Raw genomic sequence first — 23,415 nt, forward strand, 5'->3', positions numbered from 1 at the left:
GGGCGGCACACCGGCACAGATGAGTACCCGGCACTCAGGCGCCCGGGGCCCGGTCCACGGTCAGCTGGGCCGGAGCAGGGGTGTGCGACCGCGGAGGTGCAGATGCAGTTTCGAGTGCTGGGCGTCCCCGAGGTCCACGACGACGTCGCGGACCGGTGGGTGCCCCTGACCAGTCCCAAACAGCGGCAGCTGCTGGGGGCGCTGCTGGCCCGGCCCGGTGTGCCCGTGCCCATGGCCCGTCTCATCGAGGAGCTGTGGAACGGCCGGGCGCCCGGCAAGGCGGTGAACGCCCTCCAGGCCCATGTGTCGCGGCTGCGGCAGCTGCTGATCGAGGCCGAGCCGTCCCGCGCCAACAGCCCGCGGCTGATCGCCCGCGACACCGGTTACGTGCTCCAGGTGCGTCCCGAGGAGCTGGACAGTGCCCGGTTCCGTACGGGGACGGCGCGGGCCGTGGCGCTGCTGGACAGTGATCCGCGCGCCGCCCGCGCCCTGCTGAAGGAGGCGCTGGGGCTGTGGCGGGGGCCGGCGATGGCCGGCAGCACCAGCGGGCCGCTGTGCGCGGGGGCGGCGGCGGAGCTGGAGGAGGAGCGGCTGACCGCCCTCCAGGCGCTGTACGACGTCCAGTTGCGGCTGGGCCCGCGGCGCGAGGCCGTCGGTGAACTGCGCCGGATCACCGCCGCGCATCCCGGGCGGGAGCGGTTCGGCGGCGGCCGGCCGTGGGAGCGGGCCGTGGAGCAGGGCCCGGACCTTCCGCCGGTGCCGGCCGCCGCGGCAGGGACCGGTGCGGGCGACGGCGGCGAGCTGCTGCGGCTGCGCGCACGGGTCGACGAACTCGTCGACGAGCAGCGGCTGCTGCGCACCCAGGTGGAGCGGCTGTCGCTGCTGCTGGCACGGCGGGGGCGGGCTCCCGGAGCGCTCACCCGCCGCTGAGCCCGGCCGCGTCGCGCGTCAGCCGGTGAAGGCGGGGGCGACTTCCTGGGCGAACAGTTCCATGGCCCGTGCGGCGCGGCCGTAGGGCAGACCGCCGGGATTGAACTGCAGGCTGACGGTCAGGTCCGCACCGAACTCGTCGCGCATCCGCTCCACCTGGCCGCGCACTTGGGCCGCGTCGCCCGCGAACACCTTGTTCGCCGCGAGAGAGGCCTCGAAGTCGTAGTTCCTGGCCTTCTCCAGGAATTTCTCGTAGCCCGGGTAATCGGCCCGCTTTCCCTGCGCGAGCGGCTCCACGGCCTTCGTCATGTGCTCGATGTAGGAGCGCTCGTAGTGTGCGCCGGTACGCCGTGCTTCGGCGGCGTCGTCGGCCAGATAACAGGTGTACTTGATCTGAATGCGGCGGGCGGCCGGGTCGTGGCCCGCCTCGTCCCAGGCGGCCCGGTACTTCTGCAGCATTCCGGACAGCTGCTCGGCGCTGGTGACCGACGGCACCACCTGGAGGTGGTGGCCGGCGGTGCCGGCGGCCGCGCACGACTCGGCGCTGGTCGCGGAGGCGATGAACACCGGCGGGTGCGGCGCCTGGAGGGGGCGGGGCAGCAGGGTCACCGGGCCGAACCGGTGGAAACGGCCCTCGAAGACCACGTCTTCCTCGCTCCACAGCCGTACGCAGGCCGCCACGCCCTCGTCGAACCGGGCCCGGCTCTCGTCCATGGGGACGCCGAAGGCCTCGAACTCCGAGGGCAGGAAGCCCCGTCCGAAGCCGACGTCGAGCCGGCCGTGCGAGAGGTGGTCGAGCATGGCCAGCTTTCCCGCCAGCTTGACCGGGTGGGTGAAGGCGGGGACGACCGCGCCCGTGGTGATGCGGATGCGGCTGGTGCGGGCGGCCGCCGCGGTCAGCAGGGTGACCGGGTCGGGGCAGTACCCGCCGTACCCGGTGAAGTAGTGCTCCACCGTCTGCACGTGTTCAAAGTCCAGCGCCTCGGCGAGTTCCACGAGGCGGAGGGTCTCGTCGTAGTAGGCGGTGGCGCTCTTGTGCGCGGGATCGACCACCGGAAAGAAATTCACGCCGAATTTCATAAACGCTTCGCCCCTCGTGTCGACTGGGTGTGCGGCCGCTCGTTCGGTTCGTTCCGAATCATGGGGCGGAGTTCCGGGAAAGGGCAAGGGAACAGCGCGCGATTGACGTGCTGTCAAATCCTTGTCAGTCACGGCCTCTTGCTGTCTTCGCGGGTGCGCCACAAACGTAGAGTCATTCGCGTCGCCCATGTCGGCGACGGGAAATCAATCCCCGAATCCAGCCGGAGGGTACTTATGCGCGGGGCCTACAAAGTTCCGTACGCGAGTCGCGGAAGCATCCTCGGTGCGACGGAGGCGGCGGCTCTTGGACAGCTGCTCGAATCCGGAGAATCACTGTCCATGGGGTCCTGGCGCGAGCGGTTCGAGCGGCGTTTCGCCGAGTACGCCGGCACCCGGTACGCGCTGAGCGTCACCAGCGGCACCGTCGCCCTGGAACTGGCCGTCCACCTGCTCGACCTGGCACCGGGGGACGAGGTCGTCGTCACCCCGCAGACCTTCCAGGCGACCGCACAGCCGCTGCTCGACCGACAGGTGCGGGTGCGGTTCTGCGACATCGACCGGGAGTCGCTCAACATGGACCCGGCCGTCCTGAAGGGCCTGATCACGGACCGCACCCGGGCCATCCTGCTCGTCCACTACGGCGGCTGGCCGGCCGAGATGGACGAGATCGTGACCATGGCCAGACAGCGGGGCATCCTCGTCGTCGAGGACTGCGCGCACGCGCTCGGCGCCCAGTACGACGGCCGGCGCCCGGGATCGCTCGGCGACATCGGCTGCTTCAGCTTCCACGCGTCGAAGAACATCACCACCCTCGGCGAGGGCGGGATGCTCACGCTCGACCGCGACGACTGGGCCGAGCGGATCGACCGGCTGCGCTCCAACGAGGTCGACGGCGTGTTCGTCGCCGGGAGCGCGTCACCGCTGGACGCCCCCGAGCTGCTGCCCTGGATGAAGTACGCGTCGTCGGTGTACCGGGACGCCTGCCTGGGCGTGCGCCGCAGCGGGACCAACGCGACGCTGTCGGAGGCCGCCTGCGTGGTGGGGCTGCACCAGCTCGACCGGCTGGAGGACCTCGTCGACCGGCGGCGGGCCATCGCCGCGCGGCTGAACGAGGTGGTGGACCGCCACCCGCACGCCCGGGCCGGCCGGCCCCGCCCGGGAGTGCACCACGCGCAGCACCTGTACACGTGCTTCGTGTCAGGACCCCGCGGCACCCGTGAGGCGCTGGTGCGCGGCCTGGACGCGCGGGGTGTCGAGGTGCAGCTGCGCTACTTCCCGCTGCACCTGACACCGGAGTGGCGTTCGCGCGGGCACGGGCGCGGCGAGTGCCCGGTGGCGGAGGAGCTGTGGTTCACCGAGCACGTCAACCTGCCGTGCCATCCGGGTCTGACCGACGCGCAGGTGGACCACATGGCCGAGGCGCTGGACGCGGCCCTGGAGGACGCGCGCGCCGTGGTGGAGAACGCCGAGAACGCCGAGCACGCAGAGACCGCCGAGCACGCAGAGACCGCCGAGACCGCTGAGATCGCTGTGAACGGTGCGAACGGTGCGATTGGTGAAGACGCAGGGAGTGCCGGGGCCGCCGAGGGTGCGGGGACCGGCCGCGGGACCGTATCGAGTCTGAAGGAGACCTCGCATGCCGCTCATTGACGTCAAGCTCTACGAAGGCCGCCTGGACGGTGACACCGAGACGGAGCTGATCGCCAAGCTCACCGACGCGGTGGCCGAGGTGTTCGGCGACGCGGCGCGCGCCTCGACCTGGATCGTCCTGCAGGAGGTGCCGGCCACCCGCTGGGGCATCGCCGGCGAGCCGGGAAAGCCGCCGCTCTCGGCCCGGGGGTGAGTCCGGGAGCGGCGGCCGCATGGAGCCCCCGACGGACCGCGTGAGCGGCCCGTCGGGGGTTTTCCCGTCAGCCGGCGACGGGCGTCCGGGACAGGCGCCAGCCGCGGCTGCGGCTGCGCTCCGCCCAGAAGTCGGCGTACCGGCCCTGCTGGGCGATGAGTTCCCGGTGCGTGCCGCGCTGCACGATCCGGCCCTCGTCGAGGACGAGGATCTGGTCGGCGGCGAGCACCGTCTGCAACCGGTGGGCGATCACCAGCAGCGTCCGGTCGCGGGTGAGCTCCGACAGCGCGTGCTGCACCGCCCGCTCGTTCTCCGGGTCGAGGGACGCCGTGGCCTCGTCCAGCAGCACGATCGGAGCGTCCTTCAGCAGGGCCCGGGCGATGGAGATGCGCTGCCGCTCACCGCCGGACAGTGCCGCGCCGCCCGCCCCGACCTGCGCCGACCAGCCGCCCGGCAGCCGCTCGGCGATCTCGTCGACCCGGGCCTGCTCGGCGGCCCGGCGCACCTCGGCGTCGGTCGCGTCGGGCCGGCCGGCCCTGATGTTGTCCTCGATGGTGCCCTCGAAGAGGTAGACGTCCTGGAACACCACCGAGATACGGGACATCAGGTCCTCGGTCGGCAGGTCCCGCACGTCCACACCGCCGACGCGCACGGCACCCGACGTCACGTCCCAGAACCGGGCGATCAGCCGCGCGATCGTGGTCTTGCCGGAGCCCGAGGGCCCGATCAGCGCGGTCATGGTCCGCTCGGGGATGCGGAAGCCGACGTCCTCCAGCACCGTGCGGCCGTCGTCGTAGGAGAACTCCACCGCCTCGAACTCGATGTCCGCGCCGGACGGACGGATCGGGTGCTCCGGCTCCGGCAGCGGCTTCTCGTCCAGCAGTCGCTGCACCCGGCCGAGCGCGGCACGCGTGGAGCGCAGCGCCGAGCCCAGGTTGGCGGCCTCCGCCATCGGCTCCACGAACCGCGCGGCGAGCACCAGCAGGGCCAGCAGCTCGGGCACGTCGAGCGAACCGCCGAGGGCGAGGTAGGTGCCGTACACCAGGATCACCGTGAAGGCGGCCTGCACGGTGAGGGTGAAGCCGACCTGGCCGGGGACGCCGGCCACCATGACCTGGCGTCCCGCGTCCCGCTGGGCGGACAGCGCCTCGTCGAGCCGGTTGCCGCCGGCCGCCCGGGAGCCGGGGAAGGCACGCAGCACCGGCTGGTTCTCGGCGTACTCGATGACCCGGTTGGCGCCCTCCGTCATGGCCTCGGCGCGCAGCCGGTCGGCGGTGGCGGTCCTCCCGGTGCTCCAGCGCAGCACGAGCGCGATGAACGGTGCCGTGCAGGCCGCGGCGAGCGCCAGGCGCCAGTCGAACGCGAACATGAGCAGCACCACCGCGGCCGGTGTGAGCAGCCCGCTGATCAGCGGGCGGAACAGATAGCCGGGGACGCGCATGATGCCCATCACGGACTGGGTGGTGAGGTTGCTCAGCTCGCCGGTCCTGGTCGGGCCGAACCAGCCGAGCGGCAGGGCGGAGACGTGGTCGCCGATGCGGTTGTGCAGCACCTTGGACAGCGCGGCGCCCGCCTTGAAGCCGCCCTTGGTGGCCAGGTAGTGGACGACGGACTGGGCCAGCGCGGCGGCGGCCAGGGCCCACACCCACGGCCAGGCGTCCTCGGGTTCGTCGCCGAGCAGCCGCTCGAGCACCGGCACGATCAGGACGAACGCCACGGCCTGCAGGACGGCCCCGAGGACCTGGAGGGCGAGTACGGTCCGCAGCAGCCGCCGCTCGGCGGGGCCGACCACGGCCATGAGTTGACGGAGCATCAGACGGCCTCCTCGATCGCGGGACGGGGTGCGGCGCCGGCCGTGGTGCCGTCACCGGCCGTGGTGCCGCCGGCCAGGGTGTCGCTGCCCGTCGTGTCGCCGGCCAGGGTGTCGCTGCCCGTGGGGTCGTCGGCGGTGGACTGCGACGGGCTGCCGGGGCGCCACACGGTGCTGCGCTCGTGGGCCTGCCACATCCCGGCGTAGGTGCCGCGCAGGGCGAGCAGCTCGTCGTGCGTGCCGCGCTCCACCACCCGTCCACCGTCGAGGACCACGATCTGGTCGGCGTCCTTCACCGTCGACAGCCGGTGCGCGATGACCAGCAGGGTGCGGCCGCGGGTGAGTTCGGACAGGGCGTCCTGGACGGCCGCCTCCGACTCCGGGTCCGCGTACGCGGTCGCCTCGTCCAGGACGAGGACCGGAGTGTCGGCGAGCATGGCGCGCGCAATGGACAGCCGCTGCGCCTCACCGCCCGAGAACCGGGCGTCCTCACCGACGACCGAGTCGTAGCCGCGCGGCAGTTCGGTGATCCGGTCGTGGATGCGGGCCCGCCGCGCGGCGTCCTCGACCTCCTCGTCGGTGGCGTCAGGCCGGGCGATCAGCAGGTTGGCACGGACGGTGTCGCGCAGCAGCCGTACGTCCTGGAAGACGAAGGACATCCGCCGGTAGATCTCCTCCGGCGCCAGGTCCCTCAGATCCGTGCCGCCGACGCGGATCGTGCCCTCGTCGGGGTCCCAGAAACGCGGCAGCAGCGACGCCAGCGTGCTCTTGCCCGCGCCCGAGGGGCCCACCAGCGCGGTGGTCGTGCCCGGCGCCAGGATCAGTTCGACGCCGTCCAGGACGCGGTGCTCGCCGTCGTGGGAGAAGCCGACGCCCTCGAAGGTCACGGCGCCCGGGCCGGCCGTGGCGGGCCGCTCCGGCAGGGGCAGTTCGTCCGTGGCCAGCACCGCGCCGATACGGTCCGCGGCGGCCTTCGCGGCACGCACCTCCTCCTCGGCGAAACTGATCGTCAGCACCGGAGTGGTGATGCCGACCGCGAGCAGCGCGAACGGCACCAGGTCCTCCGGTGCGGTCCTGCCCGTGGTGATCAGGGCGGTGCCGCCGAGCAGCACGGTGAACAGCATCGTCGGCGCCGAGAGCACGATCTCGGACAGGGCCCTGGGCGTGACCAGCGAGTCGACCCAGCCGCGGAAGAACGAGGCGAACCGGTCCGCCGCCTCGGCGTAGCGGCGGTGGGCCCGGCGGGTCTGGCCGAACGTCTTCACCACGGCGATGCCCTGGACGAACTCCACCGCCGCGCCGTTGATGTCCGTCATCGCCGCGTCCAGCGCGGGCAGGTTCTTCTTGAACGCCGCGCCGGTACGGCCGAACAGGCCGATGCCGAGCACCAGCGGGATCATCGTGATCAGCGCCATGCGCCAGTCCACCCAGAAGAGGTAGGCGAGCGTCGACAGCGGCACGATCACCGCGGCGGTCAGTTCCAGCAGGGAGTGGGCGACCAGGTGGTGCAGCGCGTGCACGTCGTCCTGCACGGCCTTCTTCACCGCGCCTGCGCCGCGCCCCGAGAACCAGCCCAGCGGCACCCGGTCGAGCCGGCCGACGAGCAGGCGGCGGATGGACAACTGGAGGTCGTTCTCGGCGAGGTGGCTGACGACGCTCGCGGTGACGAGGAACAGCAGCCGCACCAGGAGGCAGGCGCCCGCGAGGGCGGTGACGGTCCAGGCGCGGTCACGGTCCACCGGGCCGTCGGCGAGCAGGACGCGGGCCAGTTCGGCGACGGCGAGGAACGGGGCGATGTTGAGCAGGGCGGAGACGGCCTGGCAGAGGACCGCCAGAGCCAGCCGCCTGCGGATGGGCTGCAGTAATGACGGAAGCGCGGCGGGTTCCGCGGCCATCGTCGTCCTCCATTTCGGGAGCGTGAGCGCAGGGGTGGGTGCCGGCTGCGCGCGGGCGTGAACACGGAGAGGCACTACCCACTGGGTAATTGTAGAGCTTACTATCCACTGGGTAATAGATTTCGTCCACCATACGATGGACCGGGCGGGCCGGGTCAAGAAGCGCCGGACACCGCAGAGAACCGAGGAGTGAATACATTGCCTGCCATGCCCAGTTCGCCGAGTTCACCCGCCCCCGGAGGCCGCGGACGACGCCCCCTCGACCGGCCGCCCATCACACCCGTGGGCATCGTCGACGCGGCGCTCCGGCTCACCGAGACGGACGGTCTCGACGCCTGGTCCACCCGGCAGCTGGCGGCCGCGCTGGAGGTCTGGCCGCGCGCCGTCTACCACCACGTCGGCGACCGCGACGCGGTGGCCGACGCCGTGGCCGACCGCGTGGTGAGCATGATCCCGCTGCCGGCGCAGGACCTCGGCTGGCGGGAATGGTTCAGCTCGCTGCTGCTGGAAGGACGGCCCGTGCTGCGGCGGTACCGGGGCGTGGCGCGGCGGCTGGTGCGGATCGGGCCGATCATTCCGTCGGCGCTGACGATGATGGACCGGGGCATCCTGGTGCTGCAGCAGGCCGGGTTCGGCGACGGGGCGACGGCCGCGTACCGGTACCTCACCAACTCCGCGTTCACGCTGGTGATGGTGGAGGACGACCGGGCGGAGAACCTGCCGGAGGCGCGCGTACGGCTGGCGGGGGCGCTCGCCGCGCACCGGGACGATCCGGAGCGGCCGGGACTGGCGGCCGTCGGGGCGGCCGTGACCAGCCGGGGCACCGATGATCCGGAGGCGATCGCGGCGCTGGAGGACGACTTCTACGCGTACACCGTGGAGCGGTCGCTGGACGGTGTGGCGGCGGTCCTCGGACGGGCGGACCGGGGCGGGTTGCCGGGCTGATCCGCGGGGCCTGCGCCGGGGGGGGCGCGGGTGACGGTGGCGTGGCGCCTGCGGTCGGACGGGGTCCGAGGCGGGCGCGGGTGCGGGTGCCGGTGGGCGGGTGCCGGTGGGCGGGGGGCGGAATGCCGGTGGGCGGGGGGCGGAATGCCGGGGGGCGGGGGGCGCCTTGGGGCGGTGGGTGGGTCGGGGGCGGGGCGGGGGTGTCCGTCCTCGGACCGGCGCGGAATGGGGCGTTGGAGGGGTGGGGGCGTTGACGCGCCAGTCGCTGCGGGCGGACACCCCCGCCCCGCCCCCTCCGCGCCGTACGCCGCAGCCGCTCCGGGGGGGGCTCGCCCCGCACCCCCGCGCCGTACGCCGCAGTCGCTCCGGGGGGCTCGCCTCGCGCCGTACGCCGCAGTCGCTCCGGTGGGCGCCCGTCCCGCATCATGAGCCGTACGCCGCAGTCGATGTGGTGGGCGCTCGCCCCGTACCCCCGCGCCGTACGCGGCAGTCGCTGCGGGGGTGCGGGCCCCGTTCGGTGTGTCAGTAGTACAGGAGGGCGTTGTCCCAGTCCTCGTCGGGGCCGAAGAGGCCGCGGGGTTTGAGGGCGTCGGGGTTGGCGGTGAGGACGTGGGTCGGGACGAGTTTGCCCGGAGGGAGTGCCTCCACCCGGCACGGTACGGACAGCGTCCGCCGTACCGCTTCCGTCAGGCGGTGTTCCACGTCCGTGCCGCGCTCCTCGGGCGCCTCCACCTGGATGTGCAGCCGGTCGCGGGCGGCGCGGGCCCGCCAGAACAGCACGCCGTCCTGCGGGGGCAGGCCGAACACCAGGTCCTCCACCTGGTGCTGGTCCACCGTGCCGCCGCCCACCGGCCAGGCGAACCCGCCCCGGCCCAGCACCCGCACCACCGGCAGCCGCCAGCCGCAGGCGCAGTCCGTGTACTCCACCTCCACCTCGTCGTCGAGGTTGTACCGCAGCAGCGGCATGGCCTCGCGGTACAGCGGTGTCACCACCAGCCGGCCGCGGCCCTCGTCGGAGAGCCGGCCGGTCGCCGGGTCCAGGACCTCGCACAGCACCCGGTCCGCCCACAGGTGCAGCCGGCCCTCCGGGCACTGCCCGGCCAGCGTGCCCGTCTCGGTGGAGCCGTACTCCTCCACGACCGGCGCGTTCCACAAGGTGCTGATGCGGGCCCGCCGGGCCGGTGACAGCGGCTCGCCGCCCACGAACAGGGCCCGCAGGGACGGGAAGTCGGTCCTCGGGTCCAGGCCCGCCGCCCGGGCCGCCGCGGCCCACAGCAGCGTCTCCGTCGGGTTGGACCAGGTCAGCGTGACGCCCAGACGGTGCAGCAGCCGTACCGTACGGGCCGCGGGCGTGGCCGCCGAGCGGCTGTCCGCGGGCACCACCGTCGCGCCCTTGGACCGGGCGGCGGCGTGCGCGAGATGGCCGGTGATCATCAGGGCGTAGGGGGTGCGGACCAGGAAGGTGTCGCTCGGTCCGATGCCGACCCACTTGCGGGCGTACCGCTCCGCCAGGTCGTCCCAGTCGCTGCGCGTGTAGTACGACGCGGTCGGGCTGCCGGCCGAACCGCTCGACTCGTGGTAGGTCGCCAGTTCCGTACGGTTCACAGCCAGCAGACCGAACGGGTAGGCGTCGCGCAGGTCCTGCTTCGTGGTCGGTTCCAGGGACCGCAGGTCGGCCGGGGTCGCCGGGGCCGAGCGGCCGGTGTGACGGGCCCGGTAGAAGGGTGAGCGGGCCGCGCGGGCCAGCAGCAGCGGCAGCTGCCGCTCCTGGAGCGCGCGCAGTTCCTCGACGCTCTTCCAGTCGCCGATCTCCGGCCTGGTCACTGTCATGGCGGATGCCTCCTCGGGACTCGCCCACGCCTGTTCGCCCAGCACAGCAGCCGCGGCCCCGCCACTCGTGAGTGCGCGCTACTCATCCGCTCCCGCCCGGCGTGAGTGGCGGGCCGGGCGGCGGGCCAGGTGCCGGGCGTGAAGCTGAGTGACTGCTACTCAGGTGGCCGTCCCCCCACGGGTGTTGTGCTGGCCGCGATCCACCGTGTGCACACAGCCAAGACGAGAGGGGCCGGGGTGAAGGTCGAGGACATCCATCTGTCGGGCGTGGGCTGCTACGTTCCCGAGCTCGTGCCGACCGACCTGGCGGTCAAGGACGGCCGCCTCGACGCCGGGTACCGGGAGGCGTCGGGCATCGAGTCCGTCGCCGTCGAGGACACCGTACCGGCGCCGGACATGGCGATCCGCGCCGCGCGGACGGCGCTGGCACGGTCGGGGCAGGAACCCGACGACTTCGCGGCGCTGCTGCACAGCAGCGCCTACCACCAGGGGCCCGACGGCTGGTCGGCCCCGCACTACGTACTGCTGAACACCCTGGACCGGCCGGTGCCAGCCATGGAGATCCGGCAGGGCTGCCTCGGCATGGTGGCCGCACTGGAGGCCGCCGCCTGCCGGCTGTCGCTGGACCGGTACACCGGCGGCGGGGGCGGAGACAGCGTCCTGCTGACGACCGGCGACAACTTCTCCACGCCGATGGTGAACCGCTGGACCTCCTCCAAGCTGTTCCTGTTCGGGGACGCCGGCTCGTCACTGGTCGTGTCGCGCCGTCCCGGCTTCGCCCGCGTGCTCTCCGTCGGCTCACTGTCCGACCCGCGCATGGAGGCCCTGCACCGGGGCGGCGAGGCGCTGCTGCCGCCGAGCGTCACCGCGGGCATCCCGCTCGACTTCGACTCCCGGGTGCAGTACTGGCGTCAGCAGTGGGCGTCCGGCGTGAAGCCGCCCATCGGGCACTTCGGCGACCAGGTCGCGGCGATCGCCGAGCGCACCGCCGCCGAGGCCGGCCTCGCGCTGTCCGACATCCGGCGCTTCTGCCACGTCGGCTTCAACGAGGACCCGCTGCTGACCATGTTCCTGGAGCCGCTCGGCGTGAGCCTCGAACAGGGCACCTGGGAGATCTGCCGGCGCATCGGCCACACCGGTGTCAGTGACTTCGTGATCGCCCTGGAACGGCTGTGGCTGGACGGCGAAGTGGGCCCCGGCGACCACGTGATGCTCATCGGCGCGGCCACCGGCATGGAGGCCGGGTGCGCCGTCCTGGAGATCACCGCGGAGCCGACGGCCGAGCAGCGCTCGGTGACGTCGGGAGAGGAGGCGTGATGCTGGACCACTGCACCCCCTGGCCGGCCGAGCGGGCCGAGCGCTACCGCAGGGACGGGTACTGGCGCGGTGAGAGCCTGGTGCGGCTGCTGGCCGACGCCGCCCGCACCCACGGGCCGAAGACCGCGCTGGTCGGCGCCGGCCGCCGGATCAGCTACGCCGAACTGGAGCAGGAGGTGCGGCGGCTCGCCGCCGGCTTCCGGGACCACGGCATCGGCGACCGCGACCGCGTCGTCGTCCAGCTGCCCAACACCCCGGACTTCGTACGGGTCTGCTTCGCCCTGTTCACCATCGGCGCCCGGCCCGTGTTCTCGCTGCCCGCCCACCGGGACGTGGAGATCCGCCACCTGTGCGAGCTGTCCGGCGCGGTCGGCTACGTCAGCCCGGGCCTGCTGCGGGGCTTCGACCACGCGGCGCTCGCCCGGCGCATCCGCAGCGAAGTCCCCACGCTGAAGCACCTGTTCGTGTGCGGCGACGACCCGTCCGCATCGGACGGCGACCCCGTGGTGCCGCTGTCCGAGGTGGACGGCGACCCGGACGCGGCCCCGTTCCCCGTGCTGGACCCCTCCGACGTGGCGTTCTTCCTGCTGTCCGGCGGGACCACCGCGCTGCCCAAGCTCATTCCGCGGACCCACGACGACTACACGTACCAGGTGCGGGCCGCCGGCTCCGCCGCCTCGCTGACCGAGCGGGACGTGTACCTCGCGACGCTGCCGGTGGCGTTCAACTTCACCTGGGGCTGCCCCGGCATCGTGGGCACGCTGCGGGCCGGCGGCACCGTGGTGTTCGCCGAGGACCCGACGCCCGAGACCTGCTTCCCGCTGATCGAGCGCGAACGGGTGACCCTCACCTCGGTCGTGCCGAGCGTCGTGCAGCTGTGGCTGGAGGGCGCGGAGTGGCTCACCGACGACCTGTCGAGCCTGCGCACCCTGCAGATCGGCAGCGCCAAGCTGCACCGCACCGTCGCCGAGCAGATCGAGCCGGCGTTCGGCTGCCGCCTCCAGCAGGTGTTCGGGATGGCGGAGGGCCTGTGCACCTTCACCCGGGACGGCGACCCGGCCGAGACGGTCCTCACCACCCAGGGCCGGCCGATCTCGCCCGCGGACGAGATCCGCATCGTCGGCGAGGACGGCGCCGAGGTGCCCGCCGGTGAGGTCGGCGAACTCCTCGCCCGCGGCCCGTACACGCTCCAGGGCTACTACCGCGCGCCCGAGCACAACGCCCGCGCGTTCACCGAGGACGGCTTCTACCGCAGCGGCGACCTGGCCCGGCTGACCGACGACGGCAACCTCGTCATCGAGGGCCGGATCAAGGACGTCATCATCCGCGGCGGCGACAAGGTGTCCGCCGCCGAGGTCGAGGGGCACCTCCAGGCGCTGGACGGCGTGGCACGCGCGGCGGTCGTCGCCGTGCCCGACGACTTCCTGGGCGAGCGCACCTGCGCCTGCCTGGTCAGGGCCGACGGTGCCGAGGAGATGCTGCTGCCGGAGCTGAAGCGGGCCATGCAGGCCCGCGGACTCGCCGAGTACAAGCTGCCCGACCGGCTCGTGTACCTCGACGAGCTGCCCCTCACCGGTCTCGGCAAGACGGACAAGAAGGCGCTGGCCGCCTTGGTCCGCGGCGAACGGCCGCCGGAGACGGGGGCGTTCGTGCCCTCCCGCGACCGCACGGCCTGAGTCCCGCCGCCCTGTCACTCCACGACCGAAGGAAGGCCCGCACCGCCCATGGACACCAGTACACCGACCGGGGACCAGGAGTTGCGCGCGCAGGTGCGTGACGCCGTCGCACAGCTCCTGGGCACCGCGCCGGAAGACATCCCGGACGACGCCAACCTGATCCTGCTGGGGCTCGGCTCGCTCGAAGTCATGCGGCTGAGCAGCCGCTGGCGGCGGGGCGGCTTCCCCGTCGACTTCGACTCCCTGCTCTCCGACCCGACCGTCGCCGGCTTCAGCCGTGCCCTCGCCGACGCCCGCACCCGGGCGGCCGCACCGGGAGGTGCCGCGTGACCGGACCGCTGCTGGTGCGCGGCGCGCACCTGTGCACCGCCGACGACGAGGAACGGATCCTGCCCGAGGGGTCGCTGCTGGCCGTCGACGGCCGCATCACGGCCGTCGGGACGGTCGCCGAGGTGGACGCCGCCGTCGCCGCGCTGCCGCCCGAGCGGCGGGCCGCGCTGCGTACCCTGGACGCCCGCCGGATGCTCGTGCTGCCCGGATTCGTCAACGCGCACTGGCACGAACTGTTCGCCACCCGGCTGCCGTTCAACGGGGCGCTGCGGCCCGCGAGCGACCGCGGCGACCAGGCCGGCTTCCTCGGCAACGGCGGCGACATGCACCGCATCTCCGCCGTCTTCGACTCCTTCCACGACCTGATCGCCGGCCTCACCCCCGACGAGGGCGAGGCCATCGCCCGGTACTCGATGTGGACCCAGCTGCGGGCGGGCGTGACCACGCTCGGTGACGTCGGCTCGGTCAACCGCCCGGAGGCGCTGGCCGCCGCCGCGGTGTGGCTGGGCATGCGCTGCTCGGTCAGCACCTGGGCCACGGACTCCGTGTGCCGTCCCGGCGAGGACCGGTTCACCCGCACCCGGGACACCGACGCCGTGCTGTCCGAGATCGAGGCGCTGGTCAAGACCTGCGCGGACGACGACACCGGACTGCTGCGGGCCCGCCCCACCGCCGTCTACGGCACCAACATGACCGACGAACTCGGGCGCGGGCTGGCCGGGATCGTGCAGCGCCACGACACCGGCTTCGCCTCGCACATCGGCGCCCAGCGCCACGAGGGCGACTTCGTGCGCAGCTACTACGGTGCCACGCCGGTCCGCCGGTTCGCGGAACTCGGCCTGCTGGACGAGCGGTTGATGTCGGTCCACACCGGGTTCGCCGACGACGCGGAACGGCGGATGCTGCTGGAGGCCGGCGTGCACCTGAGCCACTCCCCCGCCAAGTACGGCTCCGCGGGCGAGTCGGCGATGACGGAGACCCGGCTGATCCCCGAGCTGCGCCGGGCCGGCCTGGACGTGTCGCTGTCCACCGACGGGCAGCCGCTGGTCTTCCCCGGGATGCCCGAGCAGATGCGGGCCGCCTGGCAGACCCACAACGAGATGTACGCCGACCCGCTGCTGGTGCGGCCCACCGACGCGCTGGCCATGGGCACCCGGATCGCCGCCCGCGGACTGCGCTGGGACGAGGAGATCGGCAGCCTGGCCGTCGGCCGGCAGGCGGACCTGGTGATGGTGCCGCTGGACGACTGGCGGTTCGTGCACACGCCCCGCCCGCTGGAGGCGTTCCTCGCGGTGGGCGGCTCCCGCGACGTCGACACGGTGGTCGTCGGCGGGCGGGTGCTGGTGGAGGCGGGCCGGGCCACCGGCTTCGACGAGGCCGGGCTGCTGGCCGACTACGAGGCGGCGCTGCGCTCGTACTCGCAGCGCTGCCTGAAGGTTCCCGCGGAGAGCGTCGACGAGGTGTTCGCGCGCACCGCGCGGCGCCGGGCCGGTGAGGAGGCAAGCCGATGACGGTGACGGTGCACGGGCCGCTCGAGGACGGCCTGGGACTGGAGGGCCGGATCGCCGTGGTGACCGGCGCCGCCGGAGGCATCGGCGCGGAGATCGTCGCCGAGCTGGTCCGCCACCGGGCGGCCGTGGCCATGGTCGACCGGGACGGTCCGGCCCTGGAGGAGGTCGCCGCGCGGCTGTGCAAGGAGGCGGCCGTCGAGCCCGGGACCCCGGAGCCGCGGCTGCTGGTCGTGCCGGCGGACGTGTCGGACGGCCGGGAGGTGGCGGATGCGGTGGAACGGGTCGAGCGGGACCTGGGCCCCATCACGCATCTGGTCAACGCCGCCGGGATCCTGCGTCCCGGCCCGGTGGCCGGGCTGTCCGAGCGGGACTGGGACGACACCATGGCGGTGAACGCCACCGGCGTCTACCTGATGAGCCGTGCCGTGGCCGCCCGGATGGCGCCGCGCGGCTTCGGGGCCGTCGTCACCGTCACCTCCAACGCCGCCCGGACCGCGCGTACCGGCATGGCCGCCTACGCGGCGTCCAAGGCGGCGGCGCAGGCCTTCACCAAGTGCCTGGGGCTGGAGCTCGCCGGCACCGGCATCCGCTGCAACGTGGTCGCACCGGGCTCCACCGACACTCCGATGCTGACCTCCCTGTGGGAGGGCGCGGACGCGAGCCGCCCGTCGATCGAGGGCGCGCCGGAGGCGTTCCGGGTCGGCATCCCGACCGGCCGGCTGGCCCGTCCCGAGGACGTCGCCCAGGCGGTGGTGTTCCTGCTCTCCGAGCGGGCCGGCCACATCACCCTGCAGGACCTCACGGTCGACGGCGGCGCGACGCTCGGCGTGTGACCCGGCCGCCGTGGTCCGGGCCGCGTCCGCCGGTGGTGCCGGCGGGCGCGGCCCAGCTCCCACACGCTCGAAGACCAAGAAGGGCACACCATGACGCAGGCTGCCGTTCCCCCGATCGTCCCCCATGCCATGCCCACCCCCGGCGAACTGCCGGAGAACACCGCCGAGTGGGTCCTGGACCCGGACCGGGCCGTGCTGCTCGTCCACGACATGCAGCGCTACTTCGTGGACAAGCTGCCCGCGCGGCACTCGCCGCGCACCGAACTGGTCCGCCACACCGTCGCGTTGCGCGAGGCCGCGAACCGGGCCGGTGTCCCCGTCCTCTACACGGCGCAGCCGGGCGACATGAGCCCGGACGACCGCGGGCTGCTCGCCGACTTCTGGGGCGCCGGCATGAGTTCGCGTCCCGAACACCGGTCGGTGATCGACGAGTTGGCGCCGGCCGAGGACGACACCGTACTGGTCAAGTGGCGGCCCAGCGCCTACCACGGCGGTGAGCTGCTGCGGCTGCTGCGCGCCGCGGGCCGTGACCAGCTGGTGCTGTGCGGCGTGTACGCGCACGTCGGCATCCTGCTGACGGCCGCCGACGGGTTCGCGCACGGCATCCGCACCTTCGTCGCGGGCGACGCCACCGCGGACTTCTCCCGCCGCCACCACCGGCTGGCGCTGTCCTACATGGCGGCGCGCTGCGCGATGGTGCTGCCGACGCGCGAGCTGGTGTCCGCGCTGGACGGGCGGCGGGCGGCGGACACCGCGCTCGCGGAGGCACGGTCGTGAGCGGCGTCCCGGGGGCGCTGCTGCGCCGCATCGCCGACGGCACGCACACCGGACCGTTCGCGCTGCTGCACCGCCCCGAGTCGGCCTCGCCGGACCGCGTCGACGTGCTGACCGGACCGGTGGAGGCGTACGAGGCGCTGGCCGACCTGCCGCTGGACGGCCCCGGTGACGGTGACGGGTTCGAGCTGCTGGCGCTCGTCCCGCACCGGCAGATCCGCGAGCGGGGCTTCGACCACGTGGACGACGGCACGCCGCTGGCCGGACTGCGGATCACCGGGCAGGAGTCGGTGCCGCTGGCGGACGTCCTGGCCGCGCTCCCGCGGTCCGCGGAGCATCCGCTGCGGCTGGAGGACGGCGGGTTCGAACTGGACGACCGCCGCTACGCCGACACCGTGCGCCGGGTCCTGGACGAGGAGATCGCCACCGGGGCGGGCGCCAACTTCGTGCTGCGCCGCGACTACTCGGCACGCCTGGCGGGCTGGTCGGTACCGGCCGCGCTGGCGTACTACGGCCGGCTGCTGCGCCGCACGTCCGGACAGCACTGGACGTTCCTGGTGCACCTCGGCGACCGCACGCTGGTCGGCGCCAGCCCGGAGCGGCACGTGTCCCTGGAGGACGGGCGGGCCGTGATGAACCCCATCAGCGGCACCTACCGCTACCCCGAGGAGGGGCCGGAGGCGGAAGGGCTGCTGGAGTTCCTCGCCGACGACAAGGAGACCAACGAGCTCTTCATGGTCGTCGACGAGGAGCTGAAGATGATGAGCGCGGTGTGCGAGCAGGGCGGCCGGGTCCTCGGGCCGCGGCTGCGCATGATGGCGCACCTCGCCCACACCGAGTACTTCATCGAGGGCCGCACCGGCCTGGACCCGCGCGAGATCCTGCGCCGCACCCTGCTCGCGCCGACCGTGACGGGCTCCCCGCTGGAGAGCGCCTGTTCGGTGATCGCGCGGTTCGAGCCCGGGGGCCGCGGCTACTACTCGGGGGTCGCCGCCCTGATCGGCCGGCGCGCGGGCCGGCCCGTCATGGACTCGGCGATCCTCATCCGGACCATGGACATCGACCGGGCCGGCCGGCTGCGGCTGGGGGTCGGGGCGACGCTGGTGCGGGACTCCGACCCGATGGCCGAGGCCGCCGAGACCCGCGCCAAGGCGGCCGGGCTGCTCGCGGCCGTCGCCGCCACCGGCGACGAGGACGGCTCCGTGCCCGTCGCCGCCACCGGCCGGCACGACGGTCCGGCCCGGCTGCCGGCCGTACGGGAGGCGCTGGTGCGGCGCAACGAGCCGCTGGCGCCGTTCTGGCTGGCCGAGCCGGGCTCCCGCGGGGTGCGGCGTCCGGCCCTCGACGGGCTGGACGTGCTGATCATCGACGCGGAGGACCACTTCACGGCGATGGGCGCCACCCTGCTGCGGTCCCTCGGCTGCGACGTGCGGGTGCGCCGCTACGACGAGGACTACACGCTCCAGGGCCCGGACCTGGTGGTCGTCGGGCCCGGCCCGGGCGACCCGCGGGAACGCGGCCACGCGAAGATCGACATCCTGTACGAGGTCACCGGCCAACTGCTGGAGCAGGACACGCCGTTCCTGTCGGTGTGCCTGGGCCACCAGGTGCTGAGCGGCACGCTGGGCCTGGACCTGGTGCGCCGCCCGGTGCCCAACCAGGGGGTGCAGCGCGCCGTCGACCTGTTCGGCCGGCGCGAACTCGTCTACTTCTACAACTCGTTCACGGCGCTCGCCGCGTCCGACGAGATCCCCGGCGCCCCGGTGCGCCCCGGCACGGTCCGTGTCGCGCGGGACCCGGTCACCCACGAGGTGCACGCGCTGCGCGGTCCCGGGTTCTGCTCCGTGCAGTTCCATCCGGCGTCGGTGATGACCAGGAACGGCGACCGTGTCCTGGGCGACCTGCTCACCGGCCTGCTCGCCCCGCCCGTTTGCCCACCGCCCGACCAGGGAGTCCCGGCGTGATGTCCGTATCGCAGTTCTCCGTGCCGCAGGCCGGCGTCCGTCCGGCCGAGCAGCAGCCGCAGTGGCCCGATCCCGAGGAGGTGACGCGGGTGCGGCAGCGGCTGGCCGGCCTGCCGCCGCTCGTCGGCCCCGACGACTGCGACCGGCTGGCCGTGCTGCTCGGCGAGGTCGCGCGCGGGCGGGCCTTCCTGCTCCAGGGCGGTGACTGCGCCGAGATGGTCGAGCGGGCCACTCCGGCGGCGGTGCACGGCACCGTGGAGACCCTGGTGCGGCTGGCGGGGACGCTGGAGCGGGCCTTCGGGATGCCGGTGGTGACGGTCGGGCGGCTCGCCGGGCAGTACGCCAAGCCGCGTTCCAGCCCGGTCGAGACCGTGCACGGCCGCACCCTGCCCGCGTACCGCGGGGACGCCGTGAACGGCGCGGCGTTCACCCCGCAGGAGCGCACGCCCGATCCGCGGCGCATGCTCCGGGCGTACGAGGCCGCCGCGACGACGCTGCGGCTGGTCGCCGACCGTCCGGAGGCCGGGCCGCGCACCGCGCGGGAGGTGTTCGTGTCGCACGAGGCGCTGCTGATGGACTACGAACTGCCGCTGACCCGCCGGGATGCGCGCACCGGCCGGCCCTACGCCGGTTCGGGGCACCTGCTGTGGGCGGGTGAGCGCACCCGGGACCCGCAGGGGGCGCACATCGCGTACCTGGCGCGGATCGGCAACCCGGTGGCGGTGAAGATCGGCCCCGGTGCCCGCCCGGACGACCTGCTGCGCCTGGCGCGGGTGCTCAATCCGGCGGCGGTGCCCGGCCGGCTGACGTTCATCGTGCGCACGGGCGCGGGCACGGTCCGGCGGGTGCTGCCGGACCTGGTCGGCGCGGTCGCGGACGCCGGGGTGCCGGTGGCCTGGGTATGCGATCCGATGCACGGCAACACGGTGCGCGTGAACGGCCGCAAGACCCGGCACTTCGACGACGTGTACGAGGAGATCAGCGGTTTCTTCGAGGTGCACCGGTCGCTGGGCACGCATCCCGGCGGGGTCCATCTGGAGATGACGGGCGCCGATGTGACGGAGTGCCTGGGCGGCGGATCGGGCGCGGTGTGGAGCGCGGGCGTCCGGCCCGCCGACCTGCCGTCGCGCTACGAGTCCGCCTGCGACCCGCGGCTGAACCGCACCCAGGCGCTGGAACTGGGCCGTCTGGTCGCCGGTCTGCGCACCCCGCCCCTGGTGCCGGCCGGCTGACGTGTCCGGGCAGGGCGTCGGGTCCTGCCCGGGCACGTCGTGCTCACGCCGCCCGGACGACCGTGCCGGCCGGGTGGCGGGCCAGGCCCTGGAGGGCGCCGCCGAGGTCGGAGCGGGCGGTGATGCCGAGTTTCTCGTACACCCGGTACAGGTGGTTCTCGACGGTGCGGACGGAGACGACCAGGCGCGCGGCGATGTCGCGGTTGGACAGGCCGCCGGCGGCGAGTGCGGCGACCTCGCGTTCGCGGCTGGTCAGCGGTGCGGTGCGGGCCGGCTGCCGGTGTTCCTGCGGGTCGGCCCAGGGCGGCAGGGGGCAGCCGGCCTCCGTGAGCAGCCGGGTGCCGGCGGCCCGGGCGAGGCGGCTCGCTCTCCGTCGGCCGTCCTTGCGGTAGGCGCGGGCGGCCTGCGCGGCCGCCTCGGCGGCGAGCGGGACGGCGCCGAGGGTGCGGAAGCGGGCCGAGACCTCCTCCAGTGCCTCGCCGTCCGACCGGGCCAGCGCGGTGACGTGGTCGGCCCGGAGCCGCATCAGGTCCGAGCCGGCGCCGTCGGCGAGCCGCGCGGCGCGGACGGCGGCGCGCGGCGCGTCCCCGACCCGGGCGGCCAGGTGCAGTGCGGCGAGGGCGGACGCGGGGCGGGCCGCGGCGCGTTGGGCGGCCTCCAGGGCGCGGCAGGCGGCACCGGAGCGGTCACCGGTGTGGGCGAGCACGACGGCGTGTTCGAGCAGGACGGCGTCGTCGGCCTGGGGGTGGGCGGGGGATGTTCGTCGTGCGGCCTGTGCCTCGACCAGGGTCTGCAGGGCCTCGGTCGGCCTGCCCGCCTCGGCGAGTGCTCCGGCCAGCTGGGCGAGGGTCCAGGCGGGGGTGGCCAGCCAGTCGGGGCGTACGGGCAGGGCGCTGGCGCCGCGCAGCAGGGTGACGGCCTCGCCGGGCCGGCCGAGCAGGCGCAGCAGCCGGGAGCGGAGCAGGGCGTGCTGGAGGCGGCGCAGGTCGTCGTCGGGGCCGTCGGAACGGCCGATCGCGTCCAGGGTGGCGGTGACGCGGGCGAGGTCGCCCTGTGCGAAGGCGCAGCGCGCCACGGCGACCAGGCACCGCAGGCGGGCGTCGTCGGGCCAGGCGGCGAGGTCGTGGGTGTGCCGGTCGACGAGGGCCAGGGCCCTGTCCGGGTGGCCGAGTTCGGCGAGGGCGAGGGCGGCGGGCGGCAGCAGGTGCTGCACCACCGGGGAGTCGGGCGGTTCGCCCGGCAGGACGGTGCGTCCCGCGCGGGCGGCGTCGTCCGGCCGGTCGGCGAGCAGCGCGAGGACGGCGTGGAAGCCGTGCCGGAGGCCCGTGCCGTCCGGGCCGAGCCCGTCGGGCAGCCCGTCCACGACGGCGGCGGCGTCGGTGCCGCGGCCCAGTCCCCAGGCGACGTTGTCGGCCCGGTCCCGTACGGCGGCGACGACCTCGTCGGCGGGCAGCGCCGTCAGCAGGTCGGCCGCGCGGTCGGCGAACACCCGCGCGAACACGTCCTCCGCCTCCTGGTGCCGCCCGGTTCCGGCGAGCGCCCGCCCGAGCAGCAGCGACGCCCGCGCGACGTCGTGGCGGAGCGCGCGGCCGGGCTCCGGGCACCCGTCGGCCGGGAACCACGCGCTGTCGGTGCGGTCCGCGGCGGGTGCGGCCCCCGCCGCGCTGACGGGCAGGGTGCCGGCCGGGGCCGCGGTCGCTGTGCCGGCGGTGGTGTCGCGGTCGGCGGCCGGTTCGTCGGCCGCGGGTGGGGCGGGGGGCGCGCCGGCGGGGAGGAGTGCGGTGGCGGGTGCGTCGGCGGTGGGCGTGCCGAGGAGCGGGCGGCACAGGTGTTCGGTGAGGGGGTAGTCGCGGCGGTGGGCCGCGGTGCGGGCCGCGGCGAGCAGCACCGCGGGTTCCGGGACGCGGCCGGCCGCCATCCGCAGCGTCGCCATGCGCACCACGTCGTGGGCGCGCCGGGCCCCGGTCGCCTCGATGGCGTCGGCGAGTTGCAGGCGCAGCCGCTGCGCGGTGAGCCCCGACATCCGGTCCGCGACCACCGCGCCGGTGAGGGGTTCGGTCAGCCGGATGCCGACCCGGCGGCCGCCGTACTCGATCTGCACGAGGCCGCGTCCGTCGAGGGTCTCCGCCGCGCGGGCGAGGCCGAGCCGTTCGGCGAGCCCGTACTCGACCTGCCCGACCAGGGCCAGCACGTTCACCAGTTCCTGTTCCTCCGGCGCCAGGTCGCGCAGGCGGAGGCGGACGATGTCGGCCAGCCGCTCGGGCGGACGGGCGGGCAGCCCGTCCCAGTGCCAGTGGCCGTCGACGCGGCGCAGCGAGCCGTCCGCCAGCGCGTACTCGACGAGTTCGTGCAGGATCAGGGCGTTGCCCCGGGTGGTGGCCCACAGCCGTTCCAGGGTCCCGGAGTCCACGGGCCCGCCGACCCGGCGGCGGAGGATGGCACTGACCAGGTCCCGCGGGAACGGCCGTACTTCGAGGCGTTCCACCAGGCGCTCCACCCACAGCTTGTCCACCCCGGCGGGCAGTGCGGCGTCCCGCGGTGCGGTGGCGGCGACCGCCACCCGCCCGGAGGCGGCCAGCCGGTACAGCCGGTGCGCGGCGGACTCCTCCACGAGATGGGCGTCGTCGAAGCCGACGACGGTGCGCCGCGCGGGGTCGCTGTGCCGCCGTACCGATTCCAGGCGGTCCAGGCACTCGGTGAGCGAGCAGTAGTTCTCCGCGCAGCCGGTCTCCGGCCCGCCCGCCCCGCCGACCGCCACGACGGTGCGGCCCTCGGCCGCGACGCGTCGGAGAGCGGCGGCGAGCAGGCGCGTCTTCCCCACGCCGGTGGTACCGGTGAGGAGGATTCCGCCGCGGTCCGTGAGAGCGGATTCGATGGCCCGCAGTTCTGCCTGGCGAGCCGTGACCGCCCACAACTGTTCGTTCTCCGTCGGCATTTCGGTCCTTGTCAACTCTCTCGGTGAGAAGGCGTCGATCACGGAATGTACGGAAGAGCAGTCACCCTTTTCGGAGGCCGCTTCGGGAAGAGATTTCACCGGCGTGAAGGGCGCGGTGGAGTGCGGCCGTGGAATGTCCTTGTATGGGTCGGCGTTCACGATACGAGAGCCGTCGGACGCCGCACTGAGGCGTTTCTGACACCGCGCTGACACGGCGGATGAGCCATGGCGAAGGCGCGGTCGGGCCACGGCCGTGCGGGCCTCGGGCGAGCGCGGGACAGGCGACCGCACGGTTCCACCCACACGCCGCTCACCTGCAGCAACGCACCGTTTTCGCAGTCGATTCGCGACTCCCTGGACCCCTTGCACATCGCTCACGATTGAGTTGCGCGAAGGGTGTCGGCCTCCCTACGCTCCCGAACTGCGAGCGGAGGCCTGACCGCTCTTTGTTCTCCCTCACCAACCGCCCACTCCGGATTTCGCGAATCGACGCTCCGGAGTGCACGCGTA

The 23,415-nt window shown here is 74.1% G+C and carries 17 protein-coding genes; 12 read left to right on the forward strand and 5 right to left on the reverse strand.

Features of this window, described 5'->3' with window-relative positions; genetic code table 11:
• Positions 1 to 102 precede the first annotated feature (102 nt).
• Positions 103 to 930 carry an AfsR/SARP family transcriptional regulator gene (locus tag FGW31_RS07355; RefSeq protein ID WP_142192559.1) on the forward strand — a complete coding sequence of 276 codons (828 nt, stop codon included), beginning with the start codon at positions 103 to 105 and terminating at the stop codon, positions 928 to 930.
• Positions 931 to 948: 18 nt separating this feature from the next.
• Here the strand turns inward: FGW31_RS07355 and FGW31_RS07360 are convergent, their stop codons facing one another.
• A complete protein-coding gene (locus FGW31_RS07360) occupies positions 949 to 1,998 on the reverse strand; it encodes an LLM class flavin-dependent oxidoreductase (RefSeq protein WP_308432327.1) in 1,050 nt (349 codons plus the stop codon).
• A gap of 246 nt (positions 1,999 to 2,244) precedes the next feature.
• Here FGW31_RS07360 and FGW31_RS07365 point away from each other — a divergent pair, with 246 nt between their 5' ends.
• The gene (locus tag FGW31_RS07365; RefSeq protein ID WP_233452429.1) at positions 2,245 to 3,660 is read left to right on the forward strand and encodes a DegT/DnrJ/EryC1/StrS family aminotransferase; all 1,416 of its coding nucleotides are present in this window, start codon (positions 2,245 to 2,247) and stop codon (positions 3,658 to 3,660) included.
• Positions 3,647 to 3,853 (forward strand): tautomerase family protein, encoded by a 207-nt coding sequence (locus FGW31_RS07370; RefSeq protein ID WP_142192561.1) that lies wholly within the window; start codon positions 3,647 to 3,649, stop codon positions 3,851 to 3,853. Before FGW31_RS07365 ends, FGW31_RS07370 begins: the two co-directional genes overlap by 14 nt.
• Positions 3,854 to 3,920: 67 nt before the next feature.
• Here the strand turns inward: FGW31_RS07370 and FGW31_RS07375 are convergent, their stop codons facing one another.
• Together FGW31_RS07375 and FGW31_RS07380 are read right to left on the reverse strand one after the other, a co-directional pair.
• Positions 3,921 to 5,666: an ABC transporter ATP-binding protein gene (locus tag FGW31_RS07375; RefSeq protein WP_142192562.1), complete on the reverse strand. Its 1,746-nt coding sequence runs from the start codon at positions 5,664 to 5,666 to the stop codon at positions 3,921 to 3,923.
• Positions 5,666 to 7,558: an ABC transporter ATP-binding protein gene (locus FGW31_RS07380; protein WP_233452431.1), complete on the reverse strand. Its 1,893-nt coding sequence runs from the start codon at positions 7,556 to 7,558 to the stop codon at positions 5,666 to 5,668. Before FGW31_RS07380 ends, FGW31_RS07375 begins: the two co-directional genes overlap by 1 nt.
• Positions 7,559 to 7,765: 207 nt before the next feature.
• Between FGW31_RS07380 and FGW31_RS07385 the strand changes: the two genes are divergently transcribed.
• Positions 7,766 to 8,503 (forward strand): TetR/AcrR family transcriptional regulator, encoded by a 738-nt coding sequence (locus FGW31_RS07385; RefSeq protein ID WP_142192563.1) that lies wholly within the window; start codon positions 7,766 to 7,768, stop codon positions 8,501 to 8,503.
• Between the two features lie 522 nt (positions 8,504 to 9,025).
• On the opposite strand, the gene FGW31_RS07390 is transcribed toward FGW31_RS07385, so the two are convergent.
• Positions 9,026 to 10,333, reverse strand: a complete 1,308-nt coding sequence (locus FGW31_RS07390) for a phenylacetate--CoA ligase family protein (protein ID WP_142192564.1) — start codon at positions 10,331 to 10,333, stop codon at positions 9,026 to 9,028.
• A gap of 237 nt (positions 10,334 to 10,570) precedes the next feature.
• On the opposite strand from FGW31_RS07390, the gene FGW31_RS07395 reads away from it, so the two are divergent.
• The 8 genes from FGW31_RS07395 to FGW31_RS07430 all read left to right on the forward strand — a co-directional run bounded on the left by FGW31_RS07395 (position 10,571) and on the right by FGW31_RS07430 (position 19,970).
• Positions 10,571 to 11,650: a ketoacyl-ACP synthase III family protein gene (locus tag FGW31_RS07395; RefSeq protein WP_142192565.1), complete on the forward strand. Its 1,080-nt coding sequence runs from the start codon at positions 10,571 to 10,573 to the stop codon at positions 11,648 to 11,650.
• Positions 11,650 to 13,326 (forward strand): (2,3-dihydroxybenzoyl)adenylate synthase, encoded by a 1,677-nt coding sequence (locus tag FGW31_RS07400; RefSeq protein ID WP_142192566.1) that lies wholly within the window; start codon positions 11,650 to 11,652, stop codon positions 13,324 to 13,326. The genes FGW31_RS07395 and FGW31_RS07400 overlap by 1 nt, the downstream gene beginning before the upstream one ends.
• 48 nt (positions 13,327 to 13,374) lie before the next feature.
• On the forward strand, positions 13,375 to 13,656 hold the full coding sequence (locus FGW31_RS07405) for a phosphopantetheine-binding protein (protein WP_142192567.1): 282 nt from the start codon (positions 13,375 to 13,377) through the stop codon (positions 13,654 to 13,656).
• Positions 13,653 to 15,167: an amidohydrolase family protein gene (locus FGW31_RS07410; protein ID WP_233452432.1), complete on the forward strand. Its 1,515-nt coding sequence runs from the start codon at positions 13,653 to 13,655 to the stop codon at positions 15,165 to 15,167. The genes FGW31_RS07405 and FGW31_RS07410 overlap by 4 nt, the downstream gene beginning before the upstream one ends.
• On the forward strand, positions 15,164 to 16,000 hold the full coding sequence (locus FGW31_RS07415; protein WP_142192568.1) for a 2,3-dihydro-2,3-dihydroxybenzoate dehydrogenase: 837 nt from the start codon (positions 15,164 to 15,166) through the stop codon (positions 15,998 to 16,000). The genes FGW31_RS07410 and FGW31_RS07415 overlap by 4 nt, the downstream gene beginning before the upstream one ends.
• Before the next feature lie 90 nt (positions 16,001 to 16,090).
• Positions 16,091 to 16,777, forward strand: coding sequence for an isochorismatase family protein (locus tag FGW31_RS07420; protein ID WP_142192569.1), 687 nt, complete (start codon positions 16,091 to 16,093; stop codon positions 16,775 to 16,777).
• Positions 16,774 to 18,738, forward strand: a complete 1,965-nt coding sequence (locus FGW31_RS07425) for an anthranilate synthase family protein (protein ID WP_189595413.1) — start codon at positions 16,774 to 16,776, stop codon at positions 18,736 to 18,738. The genes FGW31_RS07420 and FGW31_RS07425 overlap by 4 nt, the downstream gene beginning before the upstream one ends.
• A complete protein-coding gene (locus tag FGW31_RS07430; RefSeq protein ID WP_142192570.1) occupies positions 18,738 to 19,970 on the forward strand; it encodes a 3-deoxy-7-phosphoheptulonate synthase in 1,233 nt (410 codons plus the stop codon). The genes FGW31_RS07425 and FGW31_RS07430 overlap by 1 nt, the downstream gene beginning before the upstream one ends.
• 43 nt (positions 19,971 to 20,013) lie before the next feature.
• On the opposite strand, the gene FGW31_RS07435 is transcribed toward FGW31_RS07430, so the two are convergent.
• Positions 20,014 to 22,905, reverse strand: a complete 2,892-nt coding sequence (locus FGW31_RS07435; protein ID WP_142192571.1) for a helix-turn-helix domain-containing protein — start codon at positions 22,903 to 22,905, stop codon at positions 20,014 to 20,016.
• Positions 22,906 to 23,415: the final 510 nt, after the last annotated feature.

Origin of the sequence: Streptomyces calvus (assembly GCF_006782915.1) — a bacterium.
In the GTDB taxonomy this organism is placed as follows: domain Bacteria; phylum Actinomycetota; class Actinomycetes; order Streptomycetales; family Streptomycetaceae; genus Streptomyces; species Streptomyces calvus.